This window comes from Pseudomonas sp. FP2294 (genome assembly GCF_030687625.1).
In the GTDB taxonomy this organism is placed as follows: domain Bacteria; phylum Pseudomonadota; class Gammaproteobacteria; order Pseudomonadales; family Pseudomonadaceae; genus Aquipseudomonas; species Aquipseudomonas shahriarae.
The window spans coordinates 4,116,352-4,136,329 of record NZ_CP117441.1; the positions used below are offsets into that span (position 1 = coordinate 4,116,352).

Genomic DNA, 19,978 nt, shown 5'->3' on the forward strand with positions numbered 1-19,978 from the left:
GACCATGCCTTTGACTCGTAAAGCCTACCGTGCCGCCATTCTGCACAGCCTCGCCGACCCCGCCATCGTCGGGATTGACGCCTCCTATGAGTATTTCGAGGACGGCCTGCTGGTGATCGACAACGGCCAGATCAGCGCCCTCGGGCATGCCAGCGAATTGCTGCCGACGCTGGCGGCCGATATCGAAATCACCCATTACCAGGACGCGCTGATCACCCCCGGCCTGATCGACACTCATATCCACCTGCCGCAAACCGGCATGGTCGGGGCCTACGGCGAACAACTGCTGGATTGGCTCAACACCTACACCTTCCCTTGTGAAAGCCAGTTCGCCGACAAGGCCCACGCCGAAGAAGTGGCGGATATCTTTATCAAGGAACTGCTGCGCAATGGCACCACCACCGCCCTGGTGTTCGGCAGTGTGCACCCGCAATCGGTGAACTCATTTTTTGAGGCTGCCGAGAAGCTCGACCTGCGCATGATCGCCGGCAAGGTGATGATGGACCGCAATGCGCCGGACTACCTGACCGACACCGCCGAATCCGGCTACCAGGAGAGCAAGGCGCTGATCGAACGCTGGCACGGCAAAGGCCGTTTGCACTACGCCGTTACGCCGCGCTTCGCGCCTACCAGCACACCGGAACAGTTGACCCTCGCCGGGCAGTTGCTGGGGGAATACCCGGACCTGTACATGCAGACGCACATCAGTGAAAACCTGCAGGAAGTGCAATGGGTCAAGGAGCTGTTCCCGGAGCGCAGCGGCTACCTGGACGTGTACGACCACTACAAGCTGCTGGGGGAACGTTCGGTATTCGCCCATGGCGTACACCTGTGCGACGACGAATGCGCGCGCCTGGCCGAAGCCGGTTCAGCGGTCGCGTTCTGCCCGACATCGAACTTCTTCCTCGGCAGCGGCTTGTTCAACCTGCCGATGGCCGAGAAGCACCAGCTCAATGTGGGCCTGGGCACGGATGTGGGGGGCGGTACCAGTTTCTCGCTGCTGCAGACGCTGAACGAGGCCTACAAGGTCATGCAATTGCAGGGCGCACGTCTGAGCCCGTTCAAATCGCTGTACCTGGCGACCCTGGGCGGCGCCAAAGCGCTGCGCCTGGAAGACAAGATCGGCACCCTGCAGCCGGGCACCGATGCCGACTTCCTGGTACTGGACTACAACGCCACGCCACTGCTCAGCTATCGCTTGAAGCAGGCCAAGGACATTGCCGAGACGTTGTTTGTGTTGATGACGCTGGGGGATGATCGGGCGGTGATGCAGACGTATGCAGCCGGCCAACTGGTGCATCAACGCTGATTTTGAAGGGCATCACAAACCAATGTGGGAGCAGGCAAGCCATAATGCCGATCAGTTAAGCGAACGCAATGCTCAAAGCAGTGAAAATCAAATGTGGGAGCGGGCTTGCTCGCGAAGACGTCGGTCCATGACCCACTGCTTTCGCGAGCAAGCCCGCTCCCACAGGGGATCTGCGCTTGACTGACTGGCATTAAGGCAAGCCAGCTCCCACAGTTTGATCGGGGTTTACAGTTTTATAGAGGAGCGACCCGGCTTCTTGGTCTGCAGCAAATGTGAGAACACCGCATGCAGATCATCCGACGCACTTTCCTCATCGAGGTTGAGCTTGCTGTCGATGTGATCCATGTGGTGCATCATCAGGTTCACCGCCAACCCCACATCCCGAGCCTCGATGGCATCGATCAACTGGGTGTGCTCGTCATAGGAACAGTGTGAGCGGTTGCCGCTTTCATACTGGGCGATGATCAGCGAGGTCTGGGACACCAGGCTGCGCTGGAAGCTGATCAGCGGGGCATTTTTTGCCGCTTCGGCCAGTTTCAGGTGGAACTCGCCAGAGAGCCGGATACCCGCGCCGCGATCGCCACGGGAGAAGCTGTCGCGCTCGTCATTGACCATCTGCCGCAGTTCGGCCAGCTCTTCGGTCGAGGCATGCTGCACCGCCAATTCGGTGATCGCCCGCTCGACCAGGCGCCGGGCCAGGAACACCTGGCGGGCTTCCTCGACACTTGGGCTGGCCACCACCGCACCCCGATTGGGGCGCAACAACACCACGCCTTCATGGGCCAGGCGCGACAGTGCGCGACGGATGATGGTGCGGCTGACGCCAAAGATCTCGCCCAGTGCTTCTTCACTCAATTTGGTACCGGGCGCCAGGCGTTGCTCGAGGATGGCCTCGAAGATATGCGCGTAGACGATATCGTCCTGGGTTCCACTGCGACCGGCCTTACCGGCTCGCGGCTGTTTCTTGAGGGGCTGCAACTGTTCGTTCATGGGCACTCGGGTCGGGAGAACGGCGGCGAATTGACGTTGACTGTAATAAGAGTACAGCGGTCGCTGGCAAGTATCGCGTAAAAACAGCGCACATTGTACACAACCCGTTGCGCCAACACACTGTACGGCTGTTTGCGCCACCGGCTGTATTGCAACAGTCAGTTACGTTTGAGTTTAGGCTTGATTCCACGATTTCCCAGGTACAAGGAACACCGCCCCATGACCGACGCGACCCAGGCGCCGCTGCGCCCACTGGCCGACACTTCGCCTTCGGCCATTGTCGCCGGCTTTATCGCCATGATGACCGGTTACACCAGCTCCCTGGTGCTGATGTTCCAGGCCGGCCAGGCTGCCGGCCTGACCACCGGGCAAATTTCCTCGTGGATCTGGGCGATTTCCATCGGCATGGCGGTGTGCAGCATCGGCCTGTCCCTGCGCTACCGCACGCCCATCACCATTGCCTGGTCGACCCCCGGCGCGGCGCTGTTGATTACCAGCCTGGGCGGGGTCAGCTATGGCGAGGCCATTGGCGCCTACATCACCTGCGCGGTACTGGTGACGATCTGTGGCCTCACCGGCAGCTTTGAAAAACTGGTGAAGAAAATCCCTGCCTCACTGGCCGCCGCGCTGCTGGCCGGGATCCTGTTCAAGATCGGCAGCGAGATTTTCGTCGCCGCGCAGCACCGTACCGCCCTGGTATTGGGCATGTTCTTTACCTACCTGATCATCAAGCGCCTGTCGCCTCGATATGCCGTGCTGGCGGCGCTGCTGATCGGTACTGCCTTGTCCGGGTTGATGGGGCTCCTGGACTTCAGCGGGTTCAGCCTGGAAGTGGCGACGCCGGTGTGGACCACGCCGCACTTTTCCCTGGCGGCGACCATCAGCATCGGCATTCCGTTGTTTGTGGTGGCGATGACCTCGCAGAACATGCCCGGGGTCGCGGTATTGCGCGCCGATGGCTACGACGTGCCCGCCTCACCGCTGATCACCGCCACCGGCCTGGCCTCACTGGTGCTGGCGCCGTTTGGCTCCCACGGCATCAACCTGGCCGCCATCAGCGCGGCCATCTGCACCGGCCCCCATGCCCATGAGGACCGCAACAAGCGCTACACCGCCGCCGTGTGGTGCGGGATTTTCTACGGGGTTGCCGGGGTATTTGGCGCGACCTTGGCGGCGTTGTTCGCCGCATTGCCCAAGGAATTGGTGCTGTCGATTGCCGCATTGGCGTTGTTCGGCTCGATCATCAATGGCCTGAGCATTGCCATGAATGAGCCCAAGGAGCGGGAAGCAGCACTGATCACCTTTATGGTTACGGCGTCGGGGTTGACGCTGTTTTCCATCGGTTCGGCATTCTGGGGAATTGTTGCGGGGGTGTTGACGCTGGTGATTCTGAACTGGCGCAAGGCCTGAATTTAATACCTTGAAACGAAAAAGCGACCCGGGCGGGTCGCTTTTTCATGACATCAGACAGCCGGGTTAACCGGTGTCTCTGGATGCCAGGCGTCCAGCAGTTCGCTGACTTCAACGCGGGTCAGCTCTGGGCGAGCCTTGAGCCACGCTTCAACAGCGGCACGCTGTTCTTCGTTGACCGAACCACGGGTGGCTTTGCAGACCAGACCGAAGTCATCGCCGCCCACGTAGTCCAGGCCATTGCCGTCCATCGCTTCAGTCAGGAATGCTTCGAGGAAAGCGTCAACCGCCTCATCGTCCAAACCTTCTTTGAAGTCCAGGTTCAGTTCGAAACCCAGCTCTTGAAATTCATCAACGCACAGTTTTTTGCGCAGACGCCGGGAACGGTTAGTCGCCATTGGAACAATCCTCTTAAGTATTAACGGCCGGCACTCTACCAGTTTAAGGCGCGAATTGCCCGGCAATCCAAGACGGGTGGCACGATAGCGCGAAAAAAATCCATCATTTGCAGCTATGGTTGAGGCACAAGTAGCCCCACCTTGGGGCATAATGCCGACACTTTCATGACCACTGGGGGATTTTCTTACATAGCCCCCGCTATATTCACCCTCCTCTGCAGTAGGGTCTTACTTCTTATGATCAAATCCTTGCGTCCATTATTACTCGCCAGTTTCCTTTTGCCCCTGGCGCTCTCGGTCACCGCCGCCCCGATCAATACCACCCTGCCACCCAAAGTCCAGGAAGCCCTGAAGAAAGCCAAACTGCAGAACGATGCCCTGTCCCTGGTAATGATTCCGCTCAATGGCCCCGGCAGCGCCACGGTGTTCAACGCTGACGTGTCGGTCAATCCGGCGTCGACCATGAAACTGGTCACCACCTACGCAGCCCTGGAAATGCTCGGCCCCAACCATCAGTGGAAAACCGAGTTCTACACCGACGGCACCCTCAGTGGCGGCGTCCTGCGGGGCAACCTTTACCTCAAGGGCGGCGGCGATCCCAAGCTGAACATGGAAAAGCTCTGGCTGCTGATGCGCGACCTGCGCGCCAATGGCGTACAGCAAGTCACCGGCGACCTGGTGCTGGACCGCGGCTTCTTTATCCAGCCCCAACTGCCGGAGTTCAACGACGACGGCAACGATGCCAACAAGCCGTTCCTGGTCAAGCCGGACGCCCTGCTGGTCAACCTCAAGGCCCTGCGCTTTGTGACCCGCAATGATTCGGGAAAGGTGTTGGTCTCGGTGGAACCGCCGATTGCCAGCATCCAGATCGACAATCAGGTCAAGGCCAGCAACGCCAAGCAGTGCACCGGTGATGTGCGCTACAACCCGGTCACCGCCGCCGACGGCAGTGTCACCGTGACCGTCAGCGGCCAGTTGGGCGATGGCTGCAGCTCGCAGACGTATCTGTCGCTGCTCGACCATGCCACCTACACCGCCGGCGCCGTGCGCGCGATCTGGAAAGAGTTGGGCGGCACGATCCAGGGCCGCGATGTGCTGGCCCCGGTGCCGAAAACCGCCAAGGTCCTGGCCCGGACGTTCTCCCCGGACTTGGCCGAGATCATCCGCGACATCAATAAATACAGTAACAACACCATGGCCCAGCAGCTGTTCCTCAGCCTCGGCGCGCAATACCGCACCGATGCCGACGGCGACGACGCCAGGGCAGCACAGCGCGTGATCCGCCAGTGGCTGGCGAAAAAAGGCATCACGGCTCCGCACTTGGTAATGGAGAACGGTTCCGGCCTGTCCCGTGCCGAACGGGTCAGCGCCCGGGAAATGGCGACTATGCTGCAGGCCGCCTGGAGAAGCCCGTATGCGGCCGAGTTCATCAGCTCGATGCCGATTGCCGGCAGTGACGGCACCATGCGCAAGCGCCTGAGAACCACAGCCCTGCGCGGCGAAGCCCACGTCAAGACCGGCACCCTGAACACAGTACGTGCGATTGCCGGCTTCAGCCGTGACAACAATGGCAATACCTGGGCGGTGGTGGCGATTCTCAACGATCCGAAGCCGTGGGGTGCATCGTCGGTGCTGGACCAGGTGCTGCTGGATCTGTATCGCCAGCCGAAGCTGGCGGCGGCTGCGCCGGGCCTATAGAGCGGTTGGCTTACCAACCTTTTGCAACCACTGCGGACTAAATGTGGGAGCGGGCTTGCTCGCGATGACGGTGTGTCAGTCAATACATCTGGCGACTGATACACCGTCATCGCGAGCAAGCCCGCTCCCACATTAGGTATACGGTGCTCAGGCAGGCAACCGCTGCGCCTCGACCCGATCCCTGCCCGCCTGCTTGGCCGCATACACCGCCGAATCCGCGCGCAGCAACAAGCCATCCACGCCCTCATCGACCCGCCAACTGGCTACGCCAAAACTCGCCGTCACCGTGCCGACGCCGTCCATTGGCGTACTGCGCAGCACTTCCCACAACTCAACGGCCAGGCTGTAGGCCTGGACACCATCGGTATTGGGACACAGCACCATGAATTCCTCGCCGCCGAGGCGGCAGAACACATCGCTGCGGCGCAGGCGCAGGCTGATACGCCGGCACAGCTCCTGCAGCACACCATCCCCCGCCGCGTGCCCATGCTGGTCATTGATGCGCTTGAAGTGATCAATATCCAGCATGATCACCGCCAGCGACCCCGACGTACGCCGCACCCGACTCATCTCGGCCTTCAGCCGATCCTGGAAGTAGCGACGGTTATGGATACCCGTCAACGAATCGGTGATGGACAGTGCCCGCAACTCTTCTTCCACCCGCTTGAGATCGGAGATATCCGACACATAGCCATGCCATAGCGTACCGCCACCGGGTAACTCTTCCGGCGTCGCCTCGCCACGGATCCAACGCAGGCCCCGGCCCGGCAGTTGTACCCGATATTCTTCGCGCCAGTGACTCAACTGCAGCGCGGACAGGCGGATAGAGGCGCGGATGCGCTCTGCGTCCTGGGGATGAATACGCTCGAAGACTTGCTTGGCATCCTGTTGCAGCAACCCCGGGTCGATTTCGTAGATATCGCGAATACCATCGCTGGCGTAGATAAACCGCCAGTTGTCATTGGGTTCGAGGGTGAACTGGAAGATCCCGCCCGGCACGTGGGCACTGAGTTTTTTCAGCAAACGATCCCGCGCCGCCAGGGCCTCATACGCGCGTTTCTGCTCGGTGACATCCAGGCAGATCGCCAGGTGCCCGATCCACAAGCCATGCTCGTCAAGCAATGCCGTGGCCAGCATATTCACGGTCAACTGGCTGCCGTCCTGGCGCACCAACGTCCACTCCCGGGCCTCATGCAGGCTGTCGCTGCCCTCCACCAGCATCGCCTGGCCGGGCATGATCCGTTTGCCCAGCGCCTGGCTCAACTGCACCGCACGGGCTTCCAGTTCGGGCGCCAGGTGCAGGCTTTCGAGGGTCATGTGACCGAGCACCTGGTCGGCCTGATAACCCAGCATCTTCTCGGCGCCGGCATTGAACGTGCTGATCACGCCCCGCAAGTCCGTGGCAATGATCGCCACCTGGGTCGCGGCGTTGAGCACGCTGCGCAACTGGCCATGGGCGCCACGCAACTCATACTCGCGCTGGTGCAATTGCCCCGTACGCTGCTGGACCAGCCTCAGCGCCCGCTGCCGCTGGCTGACCAGCACATAGAGCAAGGCACTGAGCAACAGGCTGAGCAAACCGCCCATGGCCAGGATACTGCTCGTCGAAGAGTGATTGGCCTGCACGAACACCTGGCTGGGACGCAGGCTCAAGGCGTAGACATGATCGCCCAGGGTCAGCCGGCGGATCGACTCCAGGCTGCTATCGCCCACGGGATTGTCCGACTCATACAGCACCTGCTGTTGAGTATCGGAGGTGTCGACAATCTGCATCACCAGGTTATCCCGCGCGGGCTTGGGCAAACCGTCGGCTACCAATTGGCGCATGCTGATCACCGCCATGACGAAACCGTAGGGTTCGTTGTAGGGCATTTGCGCGGTGGGCGGCCGAGTGACCGGTGCTACCAGCAACACGCCCATGGTATACGCCGGCTCCACCCCCACCAGCGACATCGGTTGGGATACGGCAATGGTTGCGGAACGGTACGCCCGCTCGATCGTCGAGCGGCGCAACGGCTGGGCCAGCAGGTCAAACCCCAAGGGCGAGCCGAGGATGCTCTGGGTCTGGCTGTACAACACCGGCACGTACTCGTCACGCTCGTGCGCCGGTACCAGCGCCCCGGCTTCATTCAACTCACGAATGGAGAAAGGCGCGCCACGCTGGCGTGACACCTGTTGTTCGAACGCCCGGCGCTGATCACGCGCTACCCGGGGCGCCCAGGCATAGGCACGGGCGCGCAACAGCAACGGCTGGGCGAACCCATCGAAATCTTCGCGGGAAACATCATGGGAGTTGACGAAAAAACGCTGCAGGCTGCCCAGGCGCTGCTCCTGGTCTTCGAAACGCTCTTCCAGGCGGCTATAGCGCTCGTTGACCAATAACTGGAAACGCTGGCGGACCTGCTGGTGATGCCGATCGGCCGTGGTCAGCGCCAGCACGGCGGTGAGCGCCACCCCCACCAGCAAGACCACCAATGCCACCAGCCAAGCGGATGCCTGCTCGCTGATAAATCCCAGTATTTTCGGGCGGACGGCTTGCAACGGCATAGGCAAAACTCGAAACACCAGCGTGCAGGAGCGCTACTTCGGCTAAGAGGTTAGTTATAGCCATCGAGCCCTCTTTTGACCAGCGTAAAAAAACCGCGAGCCCGGAAAAATCCAGGCTTGCGGCTTCAAGGTCGATCAGCGTGCGGTGATTTTCCAGGCACGATGGATTTTCGGGTTACGGGCAAAATCCGGATCAATGGTTTTATCGCTGATTTCCTCGACGGCATAGCGCTCGCCCAGGTTGTCTTCCAACTGGAACTTGCGGAAGTTGTTGGAGAAATACAGCACCCCGCCCGGCGCCAGGCGGGCCATGGCCAGGTCGAGCAATTGCACGTGGTCACGCTGGACGTCGAACACACCTTCCATGCGCTTGGAGTTGGAGAAGGTCGGCGGGTCGATGAAGATCAGGTCGAACTCATCACGGCTGGCTTCCAGCCACGCCATCACATCGCCCTGCTCCAGGCGGTTCTTGTCGGAGAAGCCATTGAGGGACAGGTTGCGGCGCGCCCAGTCCAGATAGGTTTTCGACAGGTCGACGCTGGTGGTGCTGCGCGCGCCGCCCTTGGCCGCGTGCACGCTGGCGGTGGCGGTGTAGCAATACAGGTTGAGGAAGCGCTTGCCGGCTGCTTCCTTCTGGATGCGCATGCGCATCGGGCGGTGGTCGAGAAACAGACCGGTGTCCAGGTAGTCAGTGAGGTTGACCAGCAGCTTCACCCCGCCTTCGCTGACTTCGGTGAACTTGCCCTGGGCGCTCTGGCGCTCGTACTGCTTGGTGCCGCTCTGACGCTCGCGGCGCTTGACCACCACACGGCTCTTGTCGATGTTCAGCGCCTGGGGAATGGCGGCCAGGGCATCGAACATGCGCGCCGAGGCTTTTTCCGGGTCGATGGACTTCGGTGCCACGTATTCCTGGACGTGCACCCAATCGTGGTACAGGTCGATGGCCATGGAGTATTCCGGCATATCGGCATCGTACACGCGGTAGCAATCGACACCCTCGCGCTTGGCCCACTTGCCCAGCAGCTTGAGATTCTTTTGCAGGCGGTTGGCAAACATCTGCCCGCCTTCGCTCAAGCGCGCCTGCTCAACCACTGGCGCCGGTGCAGGCGCAGGTTTGATCGGGTTACCGTTCTTGTTGTATTGGCGCTCTTGCGGCTCGGTCGGGGCCTGGTCGTAAGCGGCTTGCTCACGTTCGGCCTGGCGCTGCTCCGGGGTGCGGCGCTCGCCGGTGACGAACTGGTCCGGGTTGACCTTGATCAGCAGCAGCTTGCACGGCAACGCGCCGTTCCAGAACGAATACTGCTTGTGGCTACGAATGCCCATGCGCTTGCCCAGGTCCGGGGCGCCGGTGAACACCGCCGCCTCCCAGCCCATGCACGCCTGGCGCAGACGCTCACCGAGATTCTGGTAGAGGTACAACAGGCTGGCTTCGTCACCCAGGCGCTCGCCGTACGGCGGGTTGCAGATCACCAGGCCTTTCTGGTTCTGGTCCGGGCGCGGCTCGAAGGTGCCGACTTCGCCCTGGTAAATCTTGATCCAGTGGCTCAGGCCGGCACGCTCGATGTTGTTGCGCGCAGGCTGGATCAGGCGCGGATCGGCTTCGTAACCGCGGATCCACAATGGCGGCTTGTTCATGCCGATGGCCGCACGCTCGCTGGCCTCGGTGTGGAGTTTTTTCCACAGGGCCGGCACGTGGCCGAGCCAGGCGGTGAAGCCCCACTGCTCGCGATTAAGGTTGGGGGCCATGTCGGCGGCGATCATCGCGCCTTCCACCAGGAAGGTACCGACGCCGCACATCGGGTCAGTCAACGCGCCGTTTTCAGCAGCAATGCGCGGCCAGCCGGCACGAATCAAAATTGCCGCCGCGAGGTTTTCCTTCAACGGTGCCGCGCCCTGCTGCAGGCGGTAACCGCGCTGGTGCAGGCTGTGGCCGGACAGGTCGAGGGAGAGGATCGCTTCGCCACGGTCCAGGCGCAGGTGAATGCGCAGGTCGGGGTTGATCTTGTCGATGGACGGGCGTTCGCCGGTCGGGGTGCGCAGCTTGTCGACAATCGCATCCTTGACCTTCAGCGCGCCGAAGTGGGTGTTGTCGATGCCCGAACCGTGGCCGCTGAACTCCACCGCCAGGGTGCCGTCAGGGACCATATGGTCTTGCCATTCGATATCCAGCACCCCGTGGTACAGGTCTTCGGCATCCTTCATCGGGAAGCGCTTGAGCACCAGCAGTACACGGTTGGCCAGACGCGACCAGAGGCACAGGCGGTAGGCGGTTTCCATGTCGGCCATGCCGCGCACAGCCGAGGTGTGCTCGCGGGCGTCTTCAAGGCCAAGCCCGACGGCTTCCTCGATCAGCAGGCCTTCGAGGCCCTTGGGGCAAGTGAGGAAGAGTTCGTAACGGTCCGACATGGGGATTCCAGGCTTTTCAGCAATAAGTGAACGGGCGACGCATCGCGCGTTCGGTTTTCAATCAAGCGCTTTTCTTGAAGAGCGCTCGCGTGGCACGAATGTGTGCCGTTCCACCCCGGTGTCCAGACCTGCAGGGCCTTGATTGCCGGGGCAGAGAGATAATTTGTGCAACAAAAGGAAATACTCTGACCCTTCGTCGAATAATAACCGACTGCAAGCGGCGGGTATTCTCACTAAAGGATTAAACCCATCCTCTATACAGGGCACATCATAGCTGGCTTTGCCCAATAAATGGGGCGAAAAGCCATCCCAGCTTATGGCTATAGCATCGTTATCGTTACGTGCTTATGACAAAACGATCATTGAAACCATGTGACCTATTGGTTAGAACTCAACACAGGTTAGCGCCACAACGACGCTGACACAGAGGCTCGCCACGCCGGCAGCGAGCCACACCAACGGCAGAAAAACTCTGCCCGGCCTCGGACGAGGCCGAAGGATATCAAGACAGTCAACAAGTGAGGGAAACACCCTATGAGAAGACTTAAGCGTGATCCGTTGGAAAGAGCATTTTTACGCGGATATCAGTATGGCGTTCATGGCAAATCCCGTGAGCTTTGCCCATTTACTCTACCGTCAGTACGCCAAGCCTGGATTAACGGCTGGCGCGAAGGACGCGGCGACAACTGGGACGGTATGACCGGCACTGCGGGGATCCACAGACTCAACGAACTTCACGCCGTCGGCTAATCAGGGCACGTAATTCCGACAACCACCTTGAAGAATGTAACAACTTAACCACGCACGCCCCATCCGGGCGGCGGGCTTCGGCCCAGGGGCTCCTTCGAGGAGCCCTTTTTTATGGGCTTGAAACCCCTGCGCAGCAGCAGCTTCAGGGCTGCTTTGCAGTCCCACGCGGGGCAAGCCCGCTCGCCGCAATGGCGTCCACCGATTGGCGAATCAACGCTGGACCCTTGTAGATAAACCCGGAATACAACTGCACCAGGCTGGCACCCGCGGCGATTTTCTCGGCGGCGTGCTTGCCTTCGGTGATACCGCCCACGGCGATGATCGGCAAACGCCCGGCCAACTCGGCCGCCAGCACCTTGACGATATGGGTGCTCTGGTCACGCACCGGCGCGCCGGAAAGCCCACCCGCCTCGTCACCGAAAGCCAGGCCTTCAACGCCGGCACGGCTGAGGGTGGTGTTGGTGGCAATCACCGCATCCATCCCCGCATCCACCAGGGCCTGGGCCACCAGCACGGTTTCTTCGTCGTTCATGTCCGGGGCGATCTTGATCGCCAAGGGCACGCGCTTGCCATGGCGTACCGCCAGGTCTTCCTGGCGCTGGCGCAGGGCTTCGAGCAGTTGCTTGAGCGAGTCGCCAAACTGCAGGCTGCGCAGGCCCGGGGTGTTGGGCGAGCTGACGTTGACGGTCACATAGCTGGCATGGGCGTAGACCTTGTCCAGGCAGAGCAGGTAGTCATCTACCGCACGTTCCACCGGGGTGTCGAAGTTCTTGCCGATATTGATCCCGAGGATGCCCTTGTACTTGGCGGCCTGGACCCGCGCCAGCAGGTGATCGACGCCCAGGTTGTTGAACCCCATGCGATTGATGATCGCCTCGGCCTCCGGCAGGCGGAAAATGCGCGGCTTGGGATTGCCCGGCTGCGGACGCGGCGTGACGGTGCCGATCTCGACAAAACCGAAGCCCAACTGCGCAAAGCCGTCGATGGCAGCACCGTTCTTGTCCAGGCCAGCTGCCAGGCCCACCGGGTTGGGGAAATCGAGCCCCATCACCGAGACCGGCATCTTTGCCGGCGCCTTGCACACCAGGCCATTGAGCCCCAGGCGGCCACCCGCGCCGATCAGGTCCAGGGACAGATCGTGGGAAGTTTCCGGGGAGAGTTTGAACAACAGCTGGCGGGCCAGGGTATACATGGGCGGGCTTGACTCGGATGGCGGCGAAAGGTGGCGGCGATTATAGCCGGGGTGGCGGGTACGTGCGAGGCATGGCACACCGCCGGTCGATCATCCGTTTCGATGCTGCATCAACTCTTCGTAGCGCGCCCAGATCTTCTGCGCATAACGCAGGCGCAGCGCATCACGCTCGCCCCCTGCCCCAGGCCCGACGTTGTAGGCGCCCACGGCGGTCCAGTTGTAACCAAACTGCTTGATGAAGTCGGCCAGAATCGACGCCCCCACCTCCACCGACAGGCACGGCTCATCCAACAGACGCTGCTCGGTAATCCCCTGCTTGAGCAGGCGCGGCAGATGAATGCTGTTGATCTGCATCAGGCCGATGTCACGGCTGCCATTGTTATTGCTGTAGTTCATGGCCTCGGCGCGATAGCCCGACTCCACGGCGGCAATGGCTTGCAGTAACTCCGGCTCGATATCGTATTGGCGGGCGGCCTCGGCCCAACAATAAGCCCCGGCCTCACTCGCCTTGCCCAGGGTAAGTAACAGCAGCCCCAGCCTGCAGGCTCGTTTCATGCCTGCTCGACAGCCGCTTCGGCGTACCAGCCACAGGCCGGGCAAGCACGCCGTGGAGCACCCGCACCTTGCGCTGCCTGGCCAGGCCGCTCGAGCACCCTTACCCGGCCATTGAAGCGATAACCGCGGCCATACACTGTCGCGATCAACCGCCTGTCGCCCTCCAATTGCTTGCGCAATGAGTAGATACAACGGGTCAGGGACTCTTCGGCGATGTCGATATGGGGCCAGACCTGCTCCAGCAGGTAGTCCTTGGTCACCAATACGCCGGGCGTGGCCAGCAACAAGCGCAACACATGACATTCCTTGGGGGGTAACTGAATGTCGCGACCTTCGGCGGTCAGCCGGCCATCACCCTGCAACTTCCAATGACCAAAGGCGAGGGAGCCCCTGACCAAGCCCTCAACTGCAGCAACCATGCAAACCTCTGTTCCTGTCTGACATACGCGGCGCCTTGAATATTGATATCGCACCGCCTGGAGATATCGCGACTATAGAAACCCGCAGCCAATTGCACGTTAGGAAAAAACCCTGTGCTTCGAAGTTTTCCGGGAGTGTTTCGTAGGAACTTTCGAGGTCAACAGCCCCCGTTCGCCATAGGTAATGCCTGCTTTCATTGCTCGGCGATGCGAGCAAATGCACGCCGGACGCGCTCGTATTGATCAGAGCTCAGGGGGGTCGAAACAGAGCCCATCACGGGAGCCGTGGGTGTATCCAATTCAGCCACCAGTTCTTTGATAAACCGCAACTGCTGCGCGCTTCCCTTGATCAACAGGCTGTTGACCTGTGGGTAGGCGATTACCGCTGCGCCAGTGCCGGTCTTGCGCCCAAGCTCGGCAAGCCGACGCTCGACCAGCGTTGCCATGCCGGGCACGGTGATTTTTTGCGGCCCCATGTCGTACTGGTGGTCTGCCACGTCATGATTCAGCACCTGCACGACACCGACTTCCGGTAACGCCTGGCGCCGTGCCGGGCGTTGGCGGTCCATCAGTTGGGCCAGGCGCAATACGTGATCAACATAATTGGCGGGCCCGGACACATAAAACAATCGCGCACCGGCCTTGCGCAGCGGGTAGCGCGCCTCGTCGAGCCCCGCGCGCCGCATGACCACACGCAATCTGTCGACGCTCATGTGCCGCAGAATCACCCCGGAACTCTTGGCCTCGCTGGCGTCGTAGAGATGTAGCACCTGGCCGTCGCTGTACCAGATCAATTCGTGCTGCAACGCTACCGTCTCGAGGACCGCTTGCGCGTCGGCAAAATCAAATTGCCCGGTGATGCGCTTGCCCGCCGCCCGCTTGCTGACCACGATGGGCTGCCCCAAGGGCACCGCAAGCCGGGCGAAGAAGCCCGAAAGGCTTTCATCCAACGCCAGGTAGGTCGCGCCCATGGCTGGCAGGGCAGCGAGCATCAACAGCCCGCCCAGCAGCCAGCGCTGCAAAAAGGCAGCGCAGGTCGCTGCGATAGATTGATCAAGAAGCACGCGGGGTTTCCTGAAGGGTGTTGCCCGAAGGAGCGCCATAGTGAAAGGCCCGCGCAATGCAATCTTGATGAAAACCTGATCAACCACGGAACGCCCTGCGCCGTGGCATGTGCCTTGCTTTGTCTTGTGTATCGCGGCCCGCACCAACGACGGAACGGGCTCAAGCACAAAGGCGTCGTTACCTGCAGGAGGCTTGCAAGCCGCCCTACGGAACGACGCCTTTTTTCACACAGAAGGTAGGTGTTGATGAGTGATCAGGTGGGCAACAGCCAGGCCAATAACCCCCTGGCCTGGGTCAACGGCAGCGATGCCCCGGAAAAGAGCAGCCTCGACCTGGGCTTCATGGCCTTGAGCGATTGCGCCTCGCTGGTGGTCGCGGCGACCCAGGGGTTTGCCCAGCCGTACGGGCTGACGCTGAACCTCAAGCGCCAGTCATCCTGGGCCGGCCTGCGCGACAAGCTGGTCAGCGGCGAACTGGACGCCGCCCACAGCCTGTATGGCCTGATCTATGCGGTGCACCTGGGCATCGGCGGCGTGGCGCCAACCGACATGGCGGTGCTGATGGGCCTGAACCAGAACGGCCAGGGCATCAACTTGTCCCAGGGCCTGCAGCACCAGGGCGTGACCAGTCCTGAGGCACTGGCGCGCAAGGTGCACCAAAGCCGGACAAAACTCACCTTCGCCCAGACGTTTCCCACCGGCACCCACGCCATGTGGTTGTATTACTGGCTGGCCAGCCAAGGCATTCATCCGCTGCGCGATGTCGAGAGTGTGGTGGTGCCGCCGCCGCAGATGGTCGCGCACTTGCAGGCCGGGCGGATTGACGGCCTGTGTGTGGGCGAACCCTGGTGCGCCAGCGCGGTGCAGCAGAACCAGGGCTTTACCCTGGCCACCAGCCAGGCGATCTGGCCGGATCACCCGGAAAAAGTCCTGGGCTGCACCCAGGCGTTTGTCGAGCAATACCCCAACACCGCCCGCGTGCTGGTAATGGCGATCCTGGAGGCCAGCCGTTTTATCGACGACAGCCTGGAGAACCGCCGCTCCACCGCGCAACTGCTCAGCGCCAGGGAATATCTGGACGCCCCACTCGACTGCATCGAACCGCGCCTGCTCGGGGCTTATGACGATGGCCTGGGCAACCACTGGCAAGACGTGCACGCGCTGCGCTTCCATGGCGGTGGCGAGGTCAACCTGCCGTACCTGTCTGACGGCATGTGGTTCATGACCCAGTTCCGCCGCTGGGGCCTGCTGCGTGACGACCCTGACTACCTCGCCGTTGCCCGGCAGGTGCAGCAACTGGACCTCTACCGCCAGGCCGCGACGGCGGTGGGTGTGGCAGCCTGGAGCGCGGATATGCGCAGCAGCCAATTGATCGACGGCAAGGTCTGGGATGGCTCGGACCCGGCCGCCTACGCCCGTAGCTTCCGCCTGCATGCCCTGGCCGACGATGTCGTCCGCCACGCCTTGCGCTGATGGGAGGCCACCCATGTTGCGAATCCTGCTGATCAATGACACCCCACGCAAAGTCGGGCGCCTTAAAAGTGCACTGACCGAGGCCGGTTTTGAGGTGATCGACGAGTCCGGCCTGACCATCGACCTGCCGGCGCGCGTCGAAACAGTGCGCCCGGATGTGATTCTGATCGATACCGAGTCACCCGGCCGCGATGTGATGGAGCAAGTGGTGCTGGTCAGCCGTGACCAGCCCCGCCCCATCGTGATGTTTACCGACGAACATGACCCCGACGTGATGCGCCAGGCAATCAAGTCCGGGGTCAGTGCCTACATCGTCGAGGGCATCCAGGCCCAGCGCCTGCAGCCGATCCTCGATGTGGCCATGGCACGCTTCGAGAGCGATCAGGCCCTGCGTGCGCAGCTGCAGGCCCGCGACCAGCAACTGGCGGAACGCAAGCGCATCGAGCTGGCCAAGGGTTTGCTGATGAAAATGAAGGACTGCAATGAAGAACAGGCCTACACCCTGATGCGCCGCCAAGCCATGAGCCGCCAGCAGAAGTTGATCCAGGTGGCCGAGCAGATTATTGCCATGAGTGAATTGTTAGGCTGAGACACACAACTACCCTCGCCCACTGTGGAAACGGGCTTGCCCGCGATGGCAGTGTCCCGATTGGCGCAAGACTTGCAAACCAAACATCCCAGGTAACCAACGGCGGTTGCCCCTCCACGACAAAGACGTCGCACATCCGGTTTGCCCAGGCGAACCCGGTGGCGGCGTTTTTTCGTTTGGGTGGGGCGGCCTTCGCTGGCCGTTCCATCACCAGGCCTTCTACAAGATCCCCAATCTGAGGTGCGTGATGAAATCAAGCTTCTGGAAATCCGGGCACACCCCGACCTTGTTTGCCGCGTTCCTGTATTTCGACCTGAGTTTCATGGTCTGGTATCTATTGGGCCCGCTGGCGGTGCAGATCGCCGCCGACCTGCAACTGACCACCCAGCAACGCGGGCTGATGGTTGCCACACCGATCCTGGCGGGCGCGATCCTGCGCTTCTTGATGGGCATGCTGGCAGACAAGTTGTCGCCCAAGACCGCCGGCCTGATCGGCCAGGTGATCGTGATTGTGGCGCTGTTCTGTGCCTGGAAACTGGGGATCCACAGCTATGAACAGGCGCTGCTGCTGGGGCTGTTTCTCGGCATGGCCGGGGCGTCGTTTGCCGTGGCCCTGCCGTTGGCCTCCCAGTGGTACCCCGCCGAGCACCAGGGCAAGGCCATGGGCATCGCCGGCGCGGGCAATTCCGGCACGGTGTTCGCCGCACTGCTGGCGCCGCTGATCGCCGCCGCCTTTGGCTGGAGCAACGTGTTTGGCTTTGCCCTGATCCCGCTGGTCCTGACCTTGATCGTATTCGCCTGGTTGGCGCGCAATGCGCCTGAACGACCGAAAGCCAAATCCATGGCCGACTACTTCAAGGCCCTGGGCGACCGCGACAGTTGGTGGTTCATGTTCTTCTACAGCGTGACCTTCGGTGGCTTTATCGGCCTGGCCAGCGCCCTGCCCGGCTACTTCAACGACCAATATGGCTTGAGCCCGGTCACTGCCGGCTACTACACCGCAGCCTGTGTGTTCGGCGGCAGCCTGATGCGGCCCCTGGGCGGCGCCCTGGCCGACCGCTTCGGCGGGATCCGCACCCTGCTGGGTATGTACGGCGTGGCGGTGGTGTGCATCGCGGCAGTGGGCTTCAACCTACCGAGTTCCTACGCTGCACTGGCCCTGTTCGTATGCACCATGCTCGGCCTGGGGGCCGGTAACGGCGCGGTCTTCCAGTTGGTGCCCCAGCGCTTTCGCCGGGAGATCGGCGTGATGACCGGGTTGATCGGCATGGCCGGCGGTATCGGCGGTTTCGCCCTGGCGGCGGGTATGGGTGCAATCAAGCAAAGCACCGGCAGCTATCAGTTGGCGTTGTGGCTATTCGCCAGCCTGGGCGTGCTGGCGTGGTTCGGCCTGTATGGCGTGAAGCGGCGCTGGAGGACCACCTGGGGTTCGGCTGCCGTCACCGCAGCGCGGGTCTGATGAGCCTGCAACTGAGCGTGGCCCAGGCCAGCGCCATTGGGCCTCGCGCGGAAAACCAGGATGCCCTGCGCCTGGTCACCCCGGCCCCGGAGCTGGCCGCGAGCAAGGGCTATCTGTGTGCCATCGCCGATGGTGTCAGCCAATGCGCCGACGGCGGCCTGGCCGCGCGCTCGACCTTGCAGGCCCTGGCCCTGGACTACTACGCCACGCCGCAAACCTGGGGCGTGGCCCAGGCCCTGGATCGCCTGTTGCTCGCACAAAATCGCTGGCTGCAGGCCAATGGCGGCGGCCAGCCGTTGCTGACCACCCTCAGCGCCCTGGTGTTTCGCGGCCAGCGTTTTACCTTGGCGCATGTCGGTGACTGCCGGGTGTATCGCTGGTTCGCGGGCGAGTTGCAGCGCATCACTGAAGAACATGTCTGGGAGCAACCGGGCATGCAGCATGTGCTCAAGCGCGCCCTGGGCCTGGACCAGCATCTGGTGGTGGATTTTCTCGACGGTGAACTGCGCCAGGGCGAGTGCTTCCTGCTGCTCAGCGATGGGGTATGGGCGACCCTGGCCGATCACAGCATCCGCGCGATCCTGCGCGAACAGGCCGACCTGGATCTGGCCGTGAACACCCTGGTCAATGCGGCGCACCTGGCGGGTAGCCAGGACAATGCCAGCGCCCTGCTGGTGCGCATCGACCAGCTTGGCGCCGCGACCCTGGGTGATGCGCTGGTGCAGTTGCAGCAGTGGCCACTGCCGCCGCCGTTGAAGGCCGGGCAAGCCTTTGAAGGCTGGCAGGTGGAGCGCGTGCTGGCGCACAGTCGGCAGTCGTTGCTGTATAGGGTACGTGATACCCAGCAGCAAGCCTGGCTGCTGAAAACCCTGGCCCCGGGTCGCGACGATGACAACGATGCGGCCCAGGCCCTGCTCGCGGAAGAATGGTTTTTGCGCCGGGTGGCGGGACGGGCATTTCCTGAAGTCCATCCGGGCAGCGGGCGTCAGCATTTGTACTATGTGATGCGTGAATACAGCGGGCAGACCCTGGCCGAACTGTTCCAGCAGCAAGGCCCCTTGCCGCTGGCGCAATGGCAGTCCATCGCCGAGCGCTTGCTGCGGGCGGTGGGCATGCTGCATCGCCGGCAAATCCTGCACCGTGACATCAAGCCGGAAAACCTGCTGTTGGGGGAAGACGGCGAACTGCGGGTGCTGGATTTTGGCCTGGCCTATTGCCCCGGCTTATCCGAAGACCGCGCTCACCTGTTGCCGGGCACCCCCAGCTTTATCGCGCCCGAAGCCTTCAGCGGCGAACGTCCGACACCGCAGCAGGATTTGTACAGCGTCGGCGTGAGCCTGTATTACCTGCTGACCGGGCATTATCCCTACGGTGAAATCGAAGCGTTCCAGCGCCCCCGCTTCAACACACCAGTCAGTGCCAGCCGTTATCGACCCGACCTGCCCGACTGGTTGCAGCAGAGCCTGGAGCGCTCGGTGGCGGCACAAGCGGCCCAACGTTACGAAACCGCCGAGGAATGGCTGCTGGTGCTGGAACAGGCCGACCGCCGCGAACTGAGCCTGCGCCCGCGGCCACTGCTGGAGCGCGAGCCGCTGAAGGTCTGGCAAACCCTGGCGTTGGTGTCGTTGCTGATCAATCTGCTGTTGCTGTATCTGTTATCCCTATAGGAGGCAGGTGCGCCAGTTGTGGGCATCCCGCCTTCAAATGGTGCGTAAAGAC

General features: G+C 61.9%; 16 protein-coding genes. 8 read left to right on the plus strand and 8 right to left on the minus strand.

All coding sequences use genetic code 11. The features are described 5' to 3' along the window. The first annotated feature begins 4 nt into the window (after positions 1 to 4). The gene (gene guaD / locus PSH73_RS18300) at positions 5 to 1,309 is read left to right on the plus strand and encodes a guanine deaminase (RefSeq protein ID WP_057439512.1); all 1,305 of its coding nucleotides are present in this window, start codon (positions 5 to 7) and stop codon (positions 1,307 to 1,309) included. A 225-nt stretch (positions 1,310 to 1,534) separates the two neighbouring features. Here the strand turns inward: guaD and PSH73_RS18305 are convergent, their stop codons facing one another. Further along, positions 1,535 to 2,299, minus strand: coding sequence for a GntR family transcriptional regulator (locus PSH73_RS18305; protein ID WP_057439513.1), 765 nt, complete (start codon positions 2,297 to 2,299; stop codon positions 1,535 to 1,537). Between the two features lie 219 nt (positions 2,300 to 2,518). Here PSH73_RS18305 and PSH73_RS18310 point away from each other — a divergent pair, with 219 nt between their 5' ends. Further along, the gene (locus PSH73_RS18310) at positions 2,519 to 3,709 is read left to right on the plus strand and encodes a benzoate/H(+) symporter BenE family transporter (RefSeq protein ID WP_057439514.1); all 1,191 of its coding nucleotides are present in this window, start codon (positions 2,519 to 2,521) and stop codon (positions 3,707 to 3,709) included. Positions 3,710 to 3,762: 53 nt separating this feature from the next. Here PSH73_RS18310 and PSH73_RS18315 read toward each other — a convergent pair whose 3' ends face one another. Then, positions 3,763 to 4,107 carry a YggL family protein gene (locus tag PSH73_RS18315; RefSeq protein ID WP_057444922.1) on the minus strand — a complete coding sequence of 115 codons (345 nt, stop codon included), beginning with the start codon at positions 4,105 to 4,107 and terminating at the stop codon, positions 3,763 to 3,765. Between the two features lie 237 nt (positions 4,108 to 4,344). Here PSH73_RS18315 and dacB point away from each other — a divergent pair, with 237 nt between their 5' ends. Beyond that, the gene (gene dacB / locus PSH73_RS18320) at positions 4,345 to 5,805 is read left to right on the plus strand and encodes a D-alanyl-D-alanine carboxypeptidase/D-alanyl-D-alanine-endopeptidase (RefSeq protein WP_057960334.1); all 1,461 of its coding nucleotides are present in this window, start codon (positions 4,345 to 4,347) and stop codon (positions 5,803 to 5,805) included. A 147-nt stretch (positions 5,806 to 5,952) separates the two neighbouring features. Here dacB and PSH73_RS18325 read toward each other — a convergent pair whose 3' ends face one another. Then, the gene (locus PSH73_RS18325) at positions 5,953 to 8,352 is read right to left on the minus strand and encodes a GGDEF domain-containing protein (RefSeq protein WP_057960335.1); all 2,400 of its coding nucleotides are present in this window, start codon (positions 8,350 to 8,352) and stop codon (positions 5,953 to 5,955) included. A 135-nt stretch (positions 8,353 to 8,487) separates the two neighbouring features. Continuing rightward, on the minus strand, positions 8,488 to 10,758 hold the full coding sequence (gene rlmKL, locus PSH73_RS18330) for a bifunctional 23S rRNA (guanine(2069)-N(7))-methyltransferase RlmK/23S rRNA (guanine(2445)-N(2))-methyltransferase RlmL (protein WP_057439518.1): 2,271 nt from the start codon (positions 10,756 to 10,758) through the stop codon (positions 8,488 to 8,490). Positions 10,759 to 11,292: 534 nt separating this feature from the next. On the opposite strand from rlmKL, the gene rmf reads away from it, so the two are divergent. Further along, entirely contained in the window at positions 11,293 to 11,508 is a 216-nt protein-coding gene (rmf, locus tag PSH73_RS18335; RefSeq protein ID WP_002553055.1) for a ribosome modulation factor, read from the plus strand. A 142-nt stretch (positions 11,509 to 11,650) separates the two neighbouring features. Here rmf and PSH73_RS18340 read toward each other — a convergent pair whose 3' ends face one another. The 4 genes from PSH73_RS18340 to PSH73_RS18355 form a co-directional block, all read right to left on the minus strand. Continuing rightward, the gene (locus tag PSH73_RS18340) at positions 11,651 to 12,700 is read right to left on the minus strand and encodes a quinone-dependent dihydroorotate dehydrogenase (protein ID WP_057960337.1); all 1,050 of its coding nucleotides are present in this window, start codon (positions 12,698 to 12,700) and stop codon (positions 11,651 to 11,653) included. A gap of 90 nt (positions 12,701 to 12,790) precedes the next feature. Continuing rightward, positions 12,791 to 13,255 carry a transglycosylase SLT domain-containing protein gene (locus PSH73_RS18345; protein ID WP_128592856.1) on the minus strand — a complete coding sequence of 155 codons (465 nt, stop codon included), beginning with the start codon at positions 13,253 to 13,255 and terminating at the stop codon, positions 12,791 to 12,793. Then, positions 13,252 to 13,674: a winged helix-turn-helix domain-containing protein gene (locus tag PSH73_RS18350; RefSeq protein WP_081044293.1), complete on the minus strand. Its 423-nt coding sequence runs from the start codon at positions 13,672 to 13,674 to the stop codon at positions 13,252 to 13,254. Before PSH73_RS18350 ends, PSH73_RS18345 begins: the two co-directional genes overlap by 4 nt. A gap of 194 nt (positions 13,675 to 13,868) precedes the next feature. Continuing rightward, entirely contained in the window at positions 13,869 to 14,738 is an 870-nt protein-coding gene (locus tag PSH73_RS18355) for a secretin N-terminal domain-containing protein (protein ID WP_305461157.1), read from the minus strand. Between the two features lie 246 nt (positions 14,739 to 14,984). Between PSH73_RS18355 and PSH73_RS18360 the strand changes: the two genes are divergently transcribed. The 4 genes from PSH73_RS18360 to PSH73_RS18375 all read left to right on the plus strand — a co-directional run bounded on the left by PSH73_RS18360 (position 14,985) and on the right by PSH73_RS18375 (position 19,926). Next, the gene (locus PSH73_RS18360) at positions 14,985 to 16,211 is read left to right on the plus strand and encodes a CmpA/NrtA family ABC transporter substrate-binding protein (RefSeq protein ID WP_289139817.1); all 1,227 of its coding nucleotides are present in this window, start codon (positions 14,985 to 14,987) and stop codon (positions 16,209 to 16,211) included. A gap of 13 nt (positions 16,212 to 16,224) precedes the next feature. Beyond that, the gene (locus tag PSH73_RS18365; protein ID WP_170044411.1) at positions 16,225 to 16,800 is read left to right on the plus strand and encodes an ANTAR domain-containing response regulator; all 576 of its coding nucleotides are present in this window, start codon (positions 16,225 to 16,227) and stop codon (positions 16,798 to 16,800) included. Positions 16,801 to 17,047: 247 nt separating this feature from the next. Next, positions 17,048 to 18,259: a NarK/NasA family nitrate transporter gene (locus tag PSH73_RS18370; protein ID WP_057960340.1), complete on the plus strand. Its 1,212-nt coding sequence runs from the start codon at positions 17,048 to 17,050 to the stop codon at positions 18,257 to 18,259. Then, on the plus strand, positions 18,259 to 19,926 hold the full coding sequence (locus PSH73_RS18375; RefSeq protein ID WP_198799611.1) for a bifunctional protein-serine/threonine kinase/phosphatase: 1,668 nt from the start codon (positions 18,259 to 18,261) through the stop codon (positions 19,924 to 19,926). The genes PSH73_RS18370 and PSH73_RS18375 overlap by 1 nt, the downstream gene beginning before the upstream one ends. Positions 19,927 to 19,978 lie beyond the last annotated feature (52 nt).